Origin of the sequence: Lactobacillus sp. B4005 (assembly GCF_026536045.1) — a bacterium.
GTDB lineage: Bacteria > Bacillota > Bacilli > Lactobacillales > Lactobacillaceae > Lactobacillus > Lactobacillus panisapium.
Map to the genome: position 1 here is coordinate 1 of NZ_JAFNOZ010000001.1, position 14,752 is coordinate 14,752.

The 14,752-nt window shown below is 39.3% G+C and carries 10 protein-coding genes and 27 tRNA genes; all 37 read left to right on the forward strand.

Annotated elements, in window-relative coordinates; genetic code table 11:
* The first annotated feature begins 88 nt into the window (after positions 1 to 88).
* Positions 89 to 161, forward strand: a tRNA-Val gene (locus tag J3U73_RS00005).
* A gap of 6 nt (positions 162 to 167) precedes the next feature.
* Positions 168 to 240: transfer RNA gene (locus J3U73_RS00010), tRNA-Lys, on the forward strand.
* Between the two features lie 12 nt (positions 241 to 252).
* Positions 253 to 334 (forward strand) — tRNA-Leu (locus J3U73_RS00015).
* A gap of 32 nt (positions 335 to 366) precedes the next feature.
* Positions 367 to 439, forward strand: a tRNA-Thr gene (locus J3U73_RS00020).
* 12 nt (positions 440 to 451) lie between these two features.
* Positions 452 to 523: transfer RNA gene (locus J3U73_RS00025), tRNA-Gly, on the forward strand.
* 10 nt (positions 524 to 533) lie between these two features.
* Positions 534 to 619: transfer RNA gene (locus tag J3U73_RS00030), tRNA-Leu, on the forward strand.
* Between the two features lie 8 nt (positions 620 to 627).
* Positions 628 to 701: transfer RNA gene (locus tag J3U73_RS00035), tRNA-Arg, on the forward strand.
* Between the two features lie 5 nt (positions 702 to 706).
* Positions 707 to 780, forward strand: a tRNA-Pro gene (locus J3U73_RS00040).
* A 32-nt stretch (positions 781 to 812) separates the two neighbouring features.
* A tRNA-Met gene (locus J3U73_RS00045) sits at positions 813 to 886 on the forward strand.
* Positions 887 to 899: 13 nt separating this feature from the next.
* Positions 900 to 973 (forward strand) — tRNA-Ile (locus J3U73_RS00050).
* A gap of 36 nt (positions 974 to 1,009) precedes the next feature.
* Positions 1,010 to 1,083, forward strand: a tRNA-Met gene (locus tag J3U73_RS00055).
* A 3-nt stretch (positions 1,084 to 1,086) separates the two neighbouring features.
* Positions 1,087 to 1,160 (forward strand) — tRNA-Asp (locus J3U73_RS00060).
* A gap of 6 nt (positions 1,161 to 1,166) precedes the next feature.
* Positions 1,167 to 1,239: transfer RNA gene (locus J3U73_RS00065), tRNA-Phe, on the forward strand.
* Positions 1,240 to 1,257: 18 nt separating this feature from the next.
* Positions 1,258 to 1,328: transfer RNA gene (locus tag J3U73_RS00070), tRNA-Gly, on the forward strand.
* Between the two features lie 3 nt (positions 1,329 to 1,331).
* Positions 1,332 to 1,405 (forward strand) — tRNA-Ile (locus tag J3U73_RS00075).
* A 4-nt stretch (positions 1,406 to 1,409) separates the two neighbouring features.
* A tRNA-Ser gene (locus tag J3U73_RS00080) sits at positions 1,410 to 1,499 on the forward strand.
* A 73-nt stretch (positions 1,500 to 1,572) separates the two neighbouring features.
* A complete protein-coding gene (locus J3U73_RS00085; RefSeq protein WP_220269246.1) occupies positions 1,573 to 2,322 on the forward strand; it encodes a hypothetical protein in 750 nt (249 codons plus the stop codon).
* A gap of 247 nt (positions 2,323 to 2,569) precedes the next feature.
* Positions 2,570 to 2,641: transfer RNA gene (locus J3U73_RS00090), tRNA-Glu, on the forward strand.
* 30 nt (positions 2,642 to 2,671) lie between these two features.
* Positions 2,672 to 2,758 (forward strand) — tRNA-Ser (locus J3U73_RS00095).
* A gap of 9 nt (positions 2,759 to 2,767) precedes the next feature.
* Positions 2,768 to 2,841: transfer RNA gene (locus J3U73_RS00100), tRNA-Met, on the forward strand.
* 3 nt (positions 2,842 to 2,844) lie between these two features.
* Positions 2,845 to 2,918 (forward strand) — tRNA-Asp (locus tag J3U73_RS00105).
* A 6-nt stretch (positions 2,919 to 2,924) separates the two neighbouring features.
* Positions 2,925 to 2,997, forward strand: a tRNA-Phe gene (locus J3U73_RS00110).
* Between the two features lie 7 nt (positions 2,998 to 3,004).
* A tRNA-Tyr gene (locus tag J3U73_RS00115) sits at positions 3,005 to 3,086 on the forward strand.
* A gap of 4 nt (positions 3,087 to 3,090) precedes the next feature.
* Positions 3,091 to 3,161 (forward strand) — tRNA-Trp (locus tag J3U73_RS00120).
* An 11-nt stretch (positions 3,162 to 3,172) separates the two neighbouring features.
* Positions 3,173 to 3,245 (forward strand) — tRNA-His (locus J3U73_RS00125).
* A gap of 7 nt (positions 3,246 to 3,252) precedes the next feature.
* Positions 3,253 to 3,324: transfer RNA gene (locus tag J3U73_RS00130), tRNA-Gln, on the forward strand.
* Between the two features lie 21 nt (positions 3,325 to 3,345).
* Positions 3,346 to 3,416, forward strand: a tRNA-Cys gene (locus J3U73_RS00135).
* Between the two features lie 33 nt (positions 3,417 to 3,449).
* Positions 3,450 to 3,534 (forward strand) — tRNA-Leu (locus J3U73_RS00140).
* Between the two features lie 121 nt (positions 3,535 to 3,655).
* On the forward strand, positions 3,656 to 4,834 hold the full coding sequence (locus tag J3U73_RS00145; RefSeq protein ID WP_220232815.1) for a glycosyltransferase family 4 protein: 1,179 nt from the start codon (positions 3,656 to 3,658) through the stop codon (positions 4,832 to 4,834).
* Positions 4,821 to 5,864 carry a glycosyltransferase family 4 protein gene (locus J3U73_RS00150; RefSeq protein ID WP_267409255.1) on the forward strand — a complete coding sequence of 348 codons (1,044 nt, stop codon included), beginning with the start codon at positions 4,821 to 4,823 and terminating at the stop codon, positions 5,862 to 5,864. Before J3U73_RS00145 ends, J3U73_RS00150 begins: the two co-directional genes overlap by 14 nt.
* Positions 5,864 to 6,889, forward strand: a complete 1,026-nt coding sequence (locus tag J3U73_RS00155; protein ID WP_267409256.1) for a lysylphosphatidylglycerol synthase transmembrane domain-containing protein — start codon at positions 5,864 to 5,866, stop codon at positions 6,887 to 6,889. The genes J3U73_RS00150 and J3U73_RS00155 overlap by 1 nt, the downstream gene beginning before the upstream one ends.
* Positions 6,890 to 6,958: 69 nt before the next feature.
* Positions 6,959 to 9,022, forward strand: a complete 2,064-nt coding sequence (locus J3U73_RS00160; protein ID WP_220269249.1) for an LTA synthase family protein — start codon at positions 6,959 to 6,961, stop codon at positions 9,020 to 9,022.
* A gap of 71 nt (positions 9,023 to 9,093) precedes the next feature.
* Positions 9,094 to 9,327 (forward strand): preprotein translocase subunit SecG, encoded by a 234-nt coding sequence (secG, locus tag J3U73_RS00165; RefSeq protein WP_103751948.1) that lies wholly within the window; start codon positions 9,094 to 9,096, stop codon positions 9,325 to 9,327.
* 73 nt (positions 9,328 to 9,400) lie between these two features.
* The gene (rnr, locus tag J3U73_RS00170; RefSeq protein ID WP_267409257.1) at positions 9,401 to 11,731 is read left to right on the forward strand and encodes a ribonuclease R; all 2,331 of its coding nucleotides are present in this window, start codon (positions 9,401 to 9,403) and stop codon (positions 11,729 to 11,731) included.
* Positions 11,732 to 11,740: 9 nt separating this feature from the next.
* Complete coding sequence (gene smpB / locus J3U73_RS00175) at positions 11,741 to 12,199, forward strand: SsrA-binding protein SmpB (RefSeq protein ID WP_103751950.1); 459 nt, start codon at positions 11,741 to 11,743, stop codon at positions 12,197 to 12,199.
* A 449-nt stretch (positions 12,200 to 12,648) separates the two neighbouring features.
* Entirely contained in the window at positions 12,649 to 13,305 is a 657-nt protein-coding gene (locus J3U73_RS00180) for a nitroreductase (RefSeq protein ID WP_267394361.1), read from the forward strand.
* Positions 13,306 to 13,381: 76 nt separating this feature from the next.
* Positions 13,382 to 14,734, forward strand: a complete 1,353-nt coding sequence (locus J3U73_RS00185; protein WP_220269252.1) for a hemolysin family protein — start codon at positions 13,382 to 13,384, stop codon at positions 14,732 to 14,734.
* The last annotated feature ends 18 nt before the right edge of the window (positions 14,735 to 14,752 follow it).

The window sequence follows — 14,752 nt, forward strand, 5'->3', positions numbered from 1 at the left end:
CATGCCGAACACAGCAGTTAAGCTTCTTCACGCCGAGAGTAGTTGGTGGGAGACTGCCTGCGAGGGTAGGAAGCTGCCGTGCTTTGATGGAGGATTAGCTCAGCTGGGAGAGCATCTGCCTTACAAGCAGGAGGTCACAGGTTCGAGCCCTGTATCCTCCATTTTCCGAGTCGTTAGCTCAGTCGGTAGAGCATCTGACTTTTAATCAGAGGGTCGACGGTTCAAGCCCGTCACGACTCATGGCCCCATTTTGCGGGTGTGGCGGAATTGGCAGACGCGCTAGATTTAGGTTCTAGTGTTTTCGGACGTGTGGGTTCAAGTCCCACCACCCGTATTCGCCATAATAATATACCATATTTACATTTTGCCGATTTAGCTCAGTTGGTAGAGCATCTGTCTTGTAAACAGGGGGTCGTACGTTCAAATCGTATAATCGGCATTCCATAATATTGCGGAAGTAGTTCAGTGGTAGAACATCACCTTGCCATGGTGGGGGTCGCGGGTTCGAATCCCGTCTTCCGCTTTCATTACATGCCGGGGTGGCGGAATTGGCAGACGCACGGGACTTAAAATCCCGCGGTTGGTTTCAACCGTACCGGTTCGACTCCGGTCCTCGGCATTAATGATGCGCCCTTAGCGCAACTGGATAGAGTGTCTGACTACGAATCAGAAGGTTGAAGGTTCAAATCCTTCAGGGCGCATATCTCGGGAAGTGGCTCAGTTTGGTAGAGCACCTGGTTTGGGACCAGGGGGTCGCAGGTTCGAATCCTGTCTTCCCGATTGTAATTTGTTAACTAACGGTTACATTTTTTGGCGGTGTAGCTCAGCTGGCTAGAGCGTCCGGTTCATACCCGGGAGGTCGAGGGTTCGATCCCCCCCGCCGCTATTTGCCAGAGCTTGGACCTTTAGCTCAGTTGGTTAGAGCAGACGGCTCATAACCGTCCTGTCGTAGGTTCGAGTCCTACAAGGTCCATTAAAATATGGGTTTTGTACTTTTATATTTTAACATCGCGGGATGGAGCAGTATGGTAGCTCGTCGGGCTCATAACCCGAAGGTCGGTGGTTCAAATCCACCTCCCGCAATATGGTCCATTGGAGCAGTGGTTTATCTCGTCTCCCTGTCACGGAGAAGATCATCAGTTCAAATCTGATATGGACCGTAGGATGGCTCGGTAGCTCAGTCGGTAGAGCAAAGGATTGAAGCTCCTTGTGTCGGCGGTTCGATTCCGTCCCGCGCCATTTTATTAGTTTAATTTTGCGGGTATGGTTTAGTGGTAAAACGAAAGCCTTCCAAGCTTTAGTCGCGAGTCCGATTCTCGTTACCCGCTTTTGGGCCTATAGCTCAGCTGGTTAGAGCGCACGCCTGATAAGCGTGAGGTCGATGGTTCAAGTCCATTTAGGCCCATTATGGAGACTTACTCAAGTGGCTGAAGAGGCGCCCCTGCTAAGGGTGTAGATCGGGTTATTCCGGTGCGAGAGTTCAAATCTCTCAGTCTCCGTAATTAAGAAGTTTGTAGGTATTAAAGCTTACAAACTTTTTTTGTTGTTATGTGTATTTACCGGGTAAAAAAGATGAAAGTAAATGTTTTAAAGTCAATCGAAAACATTGCGCAGATGTATGAGAATGGCGTTTTTGGATCAAAAGAATTGCCTGAAGATACCAATCCACATCTTGCTCAAGATTCTGAAGAAAATGCATTGTATTTTACTTTGCCAACAGCACTTAACTATCAGCGAAATTCGTATTCTTTATGGGTGAGTGCAAAGAAGACGTATTTAGATGAATCGACTAACTTCCTCTTTAACCCTAAAAAAGTTACTGAGAGCGATTTTGGCACTGTTCAGGCAGCTTTAACTAAATACCGCTTAGCTTTACAGCAAAACAAGCAGACGGCTATTTGGTGCCAAATATGTCAAACACTGAATGATAATTTCGCTGGCAGTGTATTAACCTTATGTCATGAAAATCATGATGACGTGGTTCAAATAAGAAAGTATCTGCAAATTGATAATAAAGCCGGGTTTCCGTATCTTTCTGGCAAAAAGCTCTGCAATTACTGGCTATTTGTTTTGGATCATTATACAAGTCTTCAATTAAAAAACGTGTCTAAAATTTCTATTGCAGCTGATCGTCATGTGATAAAGGCTAGTAGAAAATTAGGATTGATTACAGCTGAAGAAGAGAATAGTTCAAAAAAGCAGGAGATTGTCATTTCTGCCTGGTTTGATTTACTGAAAGGTACTGGGTATCGACCAGTTGATTTTCAAACGCCAATTTGGTTTTGGGGAAGAAGCGGCTGCCCAGCAATAATAAACAAATAATACTGATATTAAAGCTTTTTAGCTGGATTTTTGTACCTTAGTGAAAGTAAAAGTAATGCAATTATTACAAAAAATTCATCTTTTTGCATAAAACTCTTGCAAGATGACTAGGAATCCTGTATTATAAATAACGTTGCGATTAAGGAATTGCCACTGATACACGAATTAATAGAAATAAAAAGTAGTTGACATTTTAAATTAAATTCGGTATTATAATTAAGCGTCTTGTGACGTAAGAAGAGAATATGACCCGTTGGTCAAGTGGTTAAGACATCGCCCTTTCACGGCGGTAACATGGGTTCAAATCCCGTACGGGTCATTACCAACGTTTATTGGTATTTTTACATTTGGAGGATTACCCAAGTGGCTTAAGGGGACGGTTTTGAAAACCGTTAGACGGTCTTGCCGTGCGTGGGTTCAAATCCCACATCCTCCTTTATAACATCGCGGGATGGAGCAGTATGGTAGCTCGTCGGGCTCATAACCCGAAGGTCGGTGGTTCAAATCCACCTCCCGCAATATGGTCCATTGGAGCAGTGGTTTATCTCGTCTCCCTGTCACGGAGAAGATCATCAGTTCAAATCTGATATGGACCGTAGGATGGCTCGGTAGCTCAGTCGGTAGAGCAAAGGATTGAAGCTCCTTGTGTCGGCGGTTCGATTCCGTCCCGCGCCATCAGCCTGGAGGAGTAGCGAAGTGGCTAAACGCGGCGGTCTGTAAAACCGCTCTCTCTGAGTTCGGCGGTTCGAATCCACCCTCCTCCATAATAGGGATATCGTATAAAGGTAGTACATCGGTCTCCAAAACCGCTAGTGTGGGTTCAATTCCTACTATCCCTGTTTACCTCATGGCGGAATTGGTGAAGGGGTTAACACACCGGTTTGTGGATCCGGCATACATGGGTTCGAATCCCATATTCCGCCCTAGCATTGGGATATAGCCAAGCGGTAAGGCACTAGACTTTGACTCTATTATGCGCTGGTTCGAATCCAGCTATCCCAATCTATTAAATAAATATTCAATGGCGGTGTAGCCAAGTGGTAAGGCAGAGGTCTGCAAAACCTTAATCGTCGGTTCAAATCCGATCCCCGCCTTAATGGTTCACTCATTGAACTTCATAAAATTATGGCGGTGTGGCGGAATTGGCAGACGCGCCAGACTCAAAATCTGGTGTCCGTTTAGGACGTATCGGTTCGACCCCGATCACCGCTATTAGGTAACAGCTTCATGTATAGAAGCTGTTTTTTGTTTATAAAATTACGCGCTTTTTCTATTATAAAAATTGCACAAGCAAAGCGGAATCTTTATAATACCTTTATACGGAGGTATTCAAATGAATATTGGTATTTTTACCGATACATATTTTCCACAAATCAGTGGTGTAGCAACGTCAATTAAGACTTTAAAAGACGCCCTTGAAGAGCAGGGACATAATGTATTTATTTTTACGACGACGGATCCGCACGTGAAAAAAGGTACTATTGAGGCTAACGTTTTTCGCTTCAGTAGTGTGCCATTTATTTCATTTACAGATCGCCGAGTAGCATTTAGAGGATTTTTTGAAGCAACTAAAGTAGCACGTGAAGTAAAACTGGATGTTGTTCATACGCAAACAGAGTTTGCTTTGGGAATGATTGGTAAATATGTCGCTCACCAATTAAAAATACCGGCAATTCATACTTACCATACGATGTATGAAGACTATTTACACTACGTGTTAAACGGGCATTTGTTGCGACCATATCACGTTAAGCAATTTACCAATGTTTACCTTAAGAACATGGATGGTGTTATTGCCCCTAGTAAGCGCGTTGAGGCTCTTTTGAAGCGCTATGGTGTATCTATACCTTTACGTGTAATTCCGACTGGTGTGGATGTTAAGAGCTTGAATAAGCCCGCAACCCATGATGTGCGTCATGAACTAGGAATTGCTCCCGATGTCCCCGTTTTGTTAACCTTGAGCCGAATAGCTGGGGAGAAGAAAATTAATCGGATTTTAAATGTTATGCCAGAAATTGTCGATGAATTTCCTAACGTACAGCTTGTGATAGCGGGAGATGGCCCAGACGTCGAGATCTTGCAAGAGCAAGTTGAGCGACTGACTTTAGAGGATAACGTTCAGTTTGTTGGCGATGTTCCTCACGATGATGTTGGGGCATTTTACAAGATGGCCAATTTGTTTGTTTCAGCAAGTGATACTGAAACGCAAGGCCTTACTTATATTGAGGCACTCGCTGCGGGTACAAAGTGCGTTGTTTATGATACCGAATATACGGAAAATGTCTTCGATAACCCTTGCTTTGGCAAAGTTTTCACTCGGCCTAGCGAAATGCGTGACGCAATTTTATCTTATTTAAGAGAAAATCAAACTGAAATTCCGCCAGATAAGTTGAAAGCTAAAATGAAGCAAATTTCGGCTGAGCGTTTTGCTAGCGAAGTACATCAGTTTTATGAAGAAGTAATCGAAAATTACCAGGAAGAGCGCGAAGAGGATAGCAATGATAAGAATTAATATGTTCTCACAAGCTGATTCAGTTAAGGGCCAGGGTGTTGGCTCTGCCTATAACGAACTGATCAACTTATTAAGAACCCACTTAGTTAATGAATTTTATGTAACGAATAATAAATATGGTGCCAGCGATTTAACCCACTATCACACCATAAATCCTACTTATTTTGTTAACAGTTTTTCCCCAGCGCGTGGACGTAAAATTGGTTATGTCCATTTTTTACCGGAGACTTTAGAAGGATCAGTCAAGCTTCCGAATTATGCCAAAAAAGTCTTTTATAAATATGTCATAGACTTTTATCAAAGAATGGATCAAATTGTTGTGGTTAACCCTATTTTTATTGATAAGTTAGTTAATTACGGTATCAAACGGGAAAAGGTTAAGTACATTCCTAACTTTGTGGCAAAAGATGAATTTTATCCTGAACGGCAGGAAAAAAAGAATGCCTTTCGGCATCAATTAGGTATTCCTCTTGATAAATTTGTAGTCTTTGGTGATGGGCAAGTTCAGGCTCGTAAAGGAGTCGATGATTTTGCAAAACTAGCACAGGCCAACCCAGAGATGCAGTTTATTTGGGCAGGTGGTTTTTCTTTTGGCAAAATTACTGACGGCTACGATCACTTTAAAGAATTAGTGGCCAATCCGCCAAAGAACTTAAAATTTACCGGTATCATTGATCGGAAACAATTAGTTGATTATTTAAACATCGCAGATCTATTTGTTTTGCCATCATTTGATGAGCTTTTTCCAATGTCTGTTTTGGAAGCATTTAGTTGTGGGACACCAGTTTTATTGCGCGATCTTGCTTTATATGACGCCATTATCAAAGGTTACTATCTAAAAGGGAAAAACTTTGATGAACTGAATGCGCAGTTGCGCCAAGTGGCGAATGATCAGGCACTTTTGCATAAATACAGTAATCTATCTAATATGGCTAGTGAAAAATATTCAGAAGATAATTTAGCCAAAATTTGGTGTGATTTTTATCACGAGCAATATGAACTTGGCAGGGAGTTAGGACAGATCCGCTAATGAATAAAAAGCACTTTTGGGGAATTGCGGTTGTTTTACTCATCAGCCTTGGCGTTTTGTATGTTGATTTAAAAGATACACCAGTATCGCAACTGCGGCAGGCAATGAATAATGTCAATGTTGGTGCGTTGCTATTAGTTTTCTTGTTAATGCTGCTATCATACGTTTTTGAAGCTAGCATTTTAGCCGTTCTTGCACAACGTCCTGGTGAGCCTAAACGATCAAAGTGGTCATTTTTACGAATTCCAATTATTCAAGCACTCTTTAATGCAATTACCCCTATGTCAACTGGTGGTCAGCCGTCTCAACTGGCTGCAATGGTACAGATGGGAATTGAAGGCGGCCGTGCTACTTCACTTTTGTTGATGAAATTTATCATTTATCAGATTGTTGTTTTTTTGGCATATGTTGTTACCATTATTACTGGTTTTCATATGGTTGCAACTAAATTTGCAGGTCTTGCTTTTTTTATTGCAATTGGTTTTTTAATTCACGTTAGCTCAATCATTTTTTTATTAGCAATTTTGTTTGCTTACAAGTGGACTAAAAAAGCAGCTAATTGGTTAATGAATTGGCTAGCCGAAATAATTAATCCCCAGCGTGTAGAGGGCTGGCGGACCGCAACGATGGCAAAGATTGACACTTTTTATACCGAAAGTCAGAAGCTAAAGCATGAAAAAAAGAAATTAGTGCTTAGCGCCGTGTTAACAGTGCTGCAGCTGCTTTGTTTTTATTCAATTCCATTTATGGTTCTGGTAACTTTACGAGTTCCAGCTGATTGGGTCAGTGTCACGCAAATGAACATTATGATTATCATGTTTATGGCAATTATTCCCATTCCAGGAGCTTCAGGTGGGGCAGAATACAGTTTTCAAACGCTCTTTGCCAGTTTTATTTCATCTAAAGGTGCGCTTGTTTTTGGGATGTTTTTGTGGCGCTTTGTAACCTACTTTTTCGGGATGATTTTAGGTATTTTTGGCTGGATTTTCAAACCGAAAAAAGTTACTAGCTCCGCAAAAGATTAATTTTTACTAAAATCACTATGTTTAATTGAGCTTAAGGGTAAGATATTAGCATAGTGAGAGGAGAATAGAATGACACGGACCAAGTCTTTCTTGCAATGGTTAACATCAACCAAATTAGGTTTTTTTTCCATTGTGTTAATAACTTTTTGGCTAAAAACGTACGTAATTTATTTGACCAAGTTTAATTTAGGTGCTGTCGGTGCGATGCAAAATTTTCTTTTGTTCATCAATCCGCTGCCAACGGCTCTGTTGCTACTGGGAATAGGCCTATTTTTTAAGGGACGTAAATCCTATTGGATTATCATTGTTATTGATTTAGTTCTTAGCACATGGCTTTTTGCTAATATTTTGTATTACCGCGAATTTTCCAATTTTTTATCCTTATCAATCATTAAAACATCTGGTTCAACGGCTGATAATTTAGGAAAAAGTATTGTCGGGATAACGCGGGTAACTGATTTTTTAACTTTCATTGATGTTTTGGCAATTATTGCTTTAATGATTGGCAAAGTGATTAAGTACGATTTGCGCCCATTAAAATTAAAGTTCAATCTTTTACTTGAAGGGTTGGCAGTTGTGCTAATTGGCGTTAACCTGATGATGGCGCAAAAAGATCGTTCAGGACTTTTAACCAGAACTTTCGATAACAGCTATATCGTTAAGTATTTGGGAATGAACCAATATGCAGTTTACGATAGCTTTAAAACCGCCCAAACTAGCGAGCAAATGGCCAAGGCCAATGTCTCTGATTTAAGTTCTGTCAAAAAGTACTTGAAGGCCAATTATGTTAAGCCTAATCCCGAATATACCGGCGTTGCTAAGGGGAAAAACGTCATGGTTATTCACCTTGAGAGTTTCCAACAGTTTTTAATTGGTTATAAGTGGAAGGGCAAAGAAGTTACCCCCAACTTAAATAAACTTTACCGGTCGAAAAATACATTAAGTTTTGCTAATTTTTATAACCAAGTTGGTCAAGGTAAGACTTCTGATGCGGAAATGATGCTGGAAAATTCCTTATATGGTTTACAATCTGGCTCGGCAATGTCTAGTTATGGGACTTCCAATACTTTTGAGAGTGCCCCAGCGATTTTAAATCAACAAGGTGGCTATACTACTGCCGTAATGCACGGTGGAGCCGGTTCATTTTGGAATCGTAATAATGCTTATAAGCAATTTGGTTATCACTATTTTATGCCGTTGTCTTATTATGAAAATAAGCCTAAATATTATATCGGCTATGGTTTAAAGGATAAGATCTTTTTTGACCAATCAATTAAGTATATTGAGCGCTTGCCGCAGCCATTTTACTTAAAATTGATAACTGTTACCAACCACTATCCTTATGATTTAGATAAGAAAAATCAGTCGATTGATCCAACCGATACCGGGGATGAAACGGTTGATGGCTATGTTCAGACAGCACACTATTTAGATCAGGCAATTGGGGAATTAATGCGCTGGATGAAGAAAACTGGATTGGATAAAAAAACCATGCTAGTGCTCTATGGCGACCATTATGGGATATCCGGTAATCACCATAAGGCTAGTGCAGAACTACTTAACCAAGATGAATTTACCAATTTTGATAATCTGAAGTTTCAGCGAGTACCCCTGATGTTCCATATGCCCGGATTAAAGGGTGGAATCAAAAAGACTTATGGGGGAGAAATCGATGTTTTACCGACGCTATTAAATCTTTTAGGAATTAATGATCGTAAAACAATTCAATTCGGTCATGATTTATTAAGTAGTAAAGCACCACAAATTGTCGCCCAGCGTAACGGTGATTTTATTACTCCTAAATATGCCAAGGTCGGAAGTACTTATTACGACACTAAGACCGGAGAAGAAATTGAGGATCCTGATGAGAAGCTAAAAGCAAAACTTGTGGCGATTTCGAATAAGGTCACTACCCAATTGTCTTTATCGGATCGGGTAATTGCCGGCAACTTGTTACGCTTTTACCATCCGAAATGGTTTAAAAAGGTCAATCCGCATGATTATAACTATAACGAGGAAAAGGCGTTAAAAAATCTGTATTCTTCACAGGACAAAACTTCGCTTTGGTATCATAATCATAAAAAATCAACGCAAAATAAATTTAAGACGGATGCGCCTGAACTTGAAAAATAAAAAACTCGAAAAAAAGCACATTTTGTGCTAAAATTTATCAGTAATCGTATGTGTATATTGGAGGCAGCGTATTGTATAATTTATTTATGACGCTACTAATTATTGTTTCAATTTTAATCGTTGTTGCAACAATGATGCAGCCACAAAAGCAACAAGATGCTTTGAATGCCTTATCTGGTGGTGCAGTATTTAGTGGTCAAACGAAGAAACGTGGTTTTGAAGCATTTATGGAAAAAGTGACGTCAGTTTTACTGGTTCTCTTTTTCGTTTTTGCTATTGTATTAGCTTATTTGTCTTCAAAATAGTATTGGTTCCTCCCGATCAAAACGATGGGAGGACTTTTTTTATCTTTTTAAGTAGGAAATGGAGATTAAGTGCATGGCACAAAACGAGAAAATCTTAGCTAATGTTTTAGAGATCTTTCGCCACAATCCCAAAAAGCAATATCAGGTTGAACAAATTGAGCGCATGCTCAGACGCGACCGACTTGGTAATTTTTCTGATCTCGTAAAAGCATTATCTTTTTTAGAACAAGAGAAAAAGATAATCACTGACGGCAATGGTCACTATCAACTGGCTCAAGAAAATATCGTTGTCGAGGGAATGTTTAAAGCCAATAGTAAGGGCTTTGGTTTTGTTAAAGTTGAAGATGAAGAAACCGACGATATTTTTATCGCCAAGGATTATACTGCATATGCAGTTGATGGTGATGAAGTTCGCGTTAAAATAACTGCTGGTGGTAATCCGTGGAACGGTAAGGGACCAGAAGGCCAGGTTCAGGAGATTATCTCTCGTGGGGTTAGCTCCTTAGTGGGAGAATTTCATCCACTGACTGATGAGCAAACTAAAGTTAGTCATTTTGTCGGCTATGTGTTGAGCACTAATAAAAAGTTAGCTAATTATCGGGTTTATGTGGGTGAAAATGGCTTGCGTCCGCAAAAAGGTGACATGGTCAAGGTTTCAATTAGCAATTATCCTGATAAGGATAATCCTGACTCAATGGTTGGTGTTGTTACCAAAATTATTGGTAATAAAAATCTCCCGGGCGTTGATATTATGGCAATTGTTTCTGCTCATGATGTCCGGACAGAATGGGCTCAGGATGCACTTGATCAATCCAATGCTATTCCGGATCATGTGCTGCCCGAAGAAATGGCCGATCGTGAGGACATTAGGGAGCAGCCAGCAGTCACAATTGATGGCGATGATTCAAAGGACTTTGATGATGCTGTAGTATTGTGGCGATTACCTAATGGCAATTATCATCTAGGTGTTCACATTGCTGATGTTGCTCATTATGTTAAAGAAAATTCGCCCCTTGACAAAGAGGCGTTTACTCGTGGCAACAGTACTTATTTGGTTGACCGGGTAATTCCGATGCTGCCATTTAGATTATCAAACGGTATCTGTTCTTTAAATGAGGGCGTAGACCGCTTAGTTCTTTCATGTGACATGGAAATTACGCCAAAAGGTGAGCGGGTAAATTACCGGATTCACCCCTCTGTAATGCGTTCACACGGCCGAATGACGTACAACAATGTCAATAAGGTCCTAGATCCAAATAATGAAGAGCCACTGGAAGAAAAATATGTTAAATTAGCACCAATGCTAAAAGAAATGGCCGAGTTGCACAATGCTTTGTATCAAAAGCGCCACCAACGCGGAGCAATTGACTTTGAAGAGCCAGAAGCTAAAATTATTGTTAACGATCAGGGTAAGCCAACTGATATCGTCTTGCTTAATCGGGGTACAGCTGAAAAGATGATTGAATCGTTTATGTTGATGGCTAATGAAACCGTTGCTGAAGACTTTTACAAAAAGCATGTACCATTCTTGTACCGTGTACATGAAACGCCAGATGGTGAAAGAATTAAGAGCTTCTTTGAATTTTGCAGTGCATTTGGCTTGAATATTACGGCTGATCCTAATCATGTTAAGCCGATTGACTTGCAAAAAGTGGTAGCCAAGACAACCGGAACACCTGAGGAAGCCGTTGTTCAAATGATGATGCTGCGAAGCTTAAAGCAGGCACATTATTCAGAAGAACCTCTCGGACACTTCGGCCTAGCTGCCAAGTTTTACACCCACTTTACCTCGCCAATTCGCCGGTATTCCGATTTAATGGTCCACCGCATGATCCATGCATATAGCGAGGAAGGAACTGATAAAAAAGTTCGGGATCATTTTGCTAATTCCTTACCTGTGGTGGCAGATCAGACTTCTACGCAAGAACGTGTTTCAATTGATACTGAGCGTGAGACCAACGATTTGAAGATGACTGAATACATGGCAGACCAAGTTGGTGAGCATTTTGATGCTGTGGTATCTTCAGTAACTAGTTTTGGGATGTTTATCCAGTTACCTAATACAGTTGAAGGATTAATCCATATTTCCAATTTAACAGATGATTTCTACAGCTTTAATGAAAAGAGCATGACGCTTACTGGTCGTGGTACCCATAAGCAATATCATGTGGGGATGCCGATAAAGGTGACGTTGACTAATGCAAATGTTGAGCAGCATCAACTAGATTTTGAAATTTATGACCCCAATGCTCCTAAAAAGGAGCATAATAACCGTGGCAATAATAATCGTCGGCGTGGAAATCGGGGATTTCGCAACGATCACGGTCACCGCGGAGCTACGAACGGCCGCAATCATTTTCATAAAAATGGCAATCACCCACATTTTAGCAAGTATAAGCATTAGGACGGGAAATTGAAGAAACAAAATAATGAGAACTTAATTGCTCAGAATAAAAAAGCACATCATGATTATTTTATTAAGGACACTTATGAAGCAGGAATTGCACTTACAGGAACCGAAATTAAATCAGTACGTGCAAGAAGAATTAATCTGCGCGATGGCTATGTTCAAATTATTAATGGTTCCGCTTATCTCGAAAATGTTCACATTAGTGAATACAAGCAGGGCAACCGCTATAACCATGAGCCCCTGCGCCAACGCCAGCTGTTATTACATAAAAAAGAAATTGCTCGTTTAGCTAAGGAGCAGGAGCAAAGGGGGATCGCCATTATTCCCCTCAAAGTTTACCTTAAACATGGCTTTGCCAAAGTATTGATTGGCGTGGGTCAAGGTAAGAAAAAATATGATAAGCGCGAAACGATTAAGAAAAGAGATCAGGAGCGTGAATTACGCCGCCAATATAAAGTTTAAAGTTAAGTTTAATTAATTTATCTTATTATTCACCTTGAACATGCAAGGAAACAAAGGTAATTGAGGCGCGTTATATCTAAGTTGAATTAAAGGAGTTGAATCTTTTTAGTAATATAATAATAAGGATATATGAATAGCATTTTTACCTAACTAATAAAAATTAATGAATAAAGTGATCAAAATATTAACAATTATTTGTTCTCTTTTCCTAATGGCATTGCAATATTTACAATTATTTATTAAGATTATTAGTATATATATAACTGGCTTTTGCAAGTAGTATATTCAGATTTAATTTTAATAGAAAAATTGTTAAACGTTATACATTAGTTTAATTTTTCTTATGATTAAAATAGGTTTCTAAAATATGAATTGTTTAAAAGCAGAATATAAATAATTAAAATATAGTTTGGTATGCCAAGTTTAGTTTGTAAGGATTTGAAATGGTAATGGAATTTAATGATGTTTATAATCAAGAACGGGTAACACGTAAGTTTACCAACCGAAAAGTTAATGAAAAATTATTGGCTAAAATAATTGAGAGGGCTCAGCAATCACCATCATTACTGAATTCACAACCTTGGAAGGTTTACTTATTAGCCGGGGAGGCGCTTAATGAACTAAAAAAAGAAGTAAAAAAACAAATTGATGCAGGTGTCGATCCGCATGAAGATTTTGCTAAAATGCTATCGCTTAACTGGGAATCATTTCCAAGTCAAAATTTGGCTGCTGTCGGTGCATCGCAACCGTATTTCTTCCATAATAAGATAGAGCTTTTTGAAAATTCAAACAATACAATGTTCAATGCGCAGGATATTGCATTTCTAACGATACCCAAAGCATCACCAGCCTGGTCGGTTTATGATTTAGGGATTTTTTCACAGAGTATAATGTTATTGGCCATTAATGAAGGTATTGCAATCATGCCAGCTCATTCTATGGTGTCATATCCAGAATTAGTGAGAAAGTATGCAAAAATTCCTAATGATGAGTTGGTTGGAATGGCAATTGGCTTAGGTTATCAAGATAAGTCTGCTGAGGTTAATGATCCGAAATATATTCCTGCAAGATTACCGTTTAAGAAAATTTATAAAATAATCAAATAAAAAACATTTTTATCAAGATAAAGCGCTATTAATGCTAAAATATATCAAATAATTGTTATAAAAGGTGATATAAATTTTGAATACAGCTCAAATAATTACTAATTTAATAGCAACTTTAGTGATTTTTGTTTTTGCAGCCTTCTTTGTTGCTGCTGAATTTGCATTGGTCCAAACAAGATCAAGTCAGTTAGAAGATATGCTGGCAGATAATACTGGTAATAGCAGGAAGGTTAAGCGTGCTTTACATATGACGCATAACCTGAATGAGTATTTATCGACAACGCAAGTCGGCACAACTTTAGTTGGCGTCGTTTTAGGTTGGTTTTCTGCCGATACGTTTGCAGCGATTTTTGCAAATTTGTTTAAAGTAACTCAACTTAATCATTCTGTAGTGCGGTCCGTTAGTGCCCTTTTAGGGGTGATTTTATTAACTTATCTAGAAGTAGTTGTGACGGAGATTGTTCCGAAAAATATTGCAATTGACATGCCAGTCAAAATATTATTGGGAATTGTCACGCCATTGCAGCTATTTCATACTTTGGTTTATCCTTTTGTCTGGCTTTTAAATACCAGTTCCAATGGTTTGCTTAAAATCATGGGCTTTGAGCCGGCAGATGAAGAAAATCAGGTTTATTCGCAGTCTGAGATTATTAAATTATCACGGAAGGCTGTTCATGGTGGGTCCCTTGATAAAAACGACCTGACATACATGCAGCGTGCTTTTGAACTCAATGATAAAGTCGCTAAGGATATTATGACGGACAGAACCAGGCTAGTGGTGATCAATTCAACTGATACGATCAAGCAAGCACTAAAAATGTATCTTGATGAAGGATCAAGTCGTATTCCTGTTGTTCGTGATAATAATAAAGATGATATCGTAGGCTATATTTATGCCTTCGATGTGGTTCAGCAAAATGAAATAGATGATCAGGTACCTGTGACACGGATTATTAGAACAATGATTACCGTACCAGAATCAATGCCGATTCAGGATATTTTGCATTTAATGATAAAAAAGCACACGCCGATTGTTTTAGTCGTAGATGAATACGGCGGAACTAGCGGAATTGTGACGGATAAGGATATTTACGAAGAGCTCTTTGGTACGGTTAAAGATGAAATAGATGATGTTTCAGATGACTATATTATCAAAGATAAAAAGGGCAATATTCATGTTTCGGGTAAAACGACCTTATATGATTTTGCCAGATATTTCCGCAAAGATCTTAAAAGTTTCCAAAATAGTGATATTATCACTATTGGTGGTTATATGATGGAACATTATCCAGAATTAAAAAAAAATCAAACGGTTGAGCTCGAAAATTTTGAATTTAAGCTTGAAAACATTGAGCAAGGCTTTATGCGGTGGTTTATTGTTAAGCCACTAGCACCAAAAGCAAATAAAACAAGTAAAGAAGAAGACTAACTGATAAATAAAAGGAGC

Coding starts and splice junctions, on each gene's coding strand:
- J3U73_RS00085 (WP_220269246.1), top strand. CDS start 1,573: ATGAAAGTAAATGTTTTAAAGTCAATCGAAAACATTGCGCAGATGTAT.
- rnr (WP_267409257.1), top strand. CDS start 9,401: ATGGCACAAAACGAGAAAATCTTAGCTAATGTTTTAGAGATCTTTCGC.
- J3U73_RS00145 (WP_220232815.1), top strand. CDS start 3,656: ATGAATATTGGTATTTTTACCGATACATATTTTCCACAAATCAGTGGT.
- J3U73_RS00155 (WP_267409256.1), top strand. CDS start 5,864: ATGAATAAAAAGCACTTTTGGGGAATTGCGGTTGTTTTACTCATCAGC.
- J3U73_RS00150 (WP_267409255.1), top strand. CDS start 4,821: ATGATAAGAATTAATATGTTCTCACAAGCTGATTCAGTTAAGGGCCAG.
- J3U73_RS00180 (WP_267394361.1), top strand. CDS start 12,649: ATGGAATTTAATGATGTTTATAATCAAGAACGGGTAACACGTAAGTTT.
- J3U73_RS00160 (WP_220269249.1), top strand. CDS start 6,959: ATGACACGGACCAAGTCTTTCTTGCAATGGTTAACATCAACCAAATTA.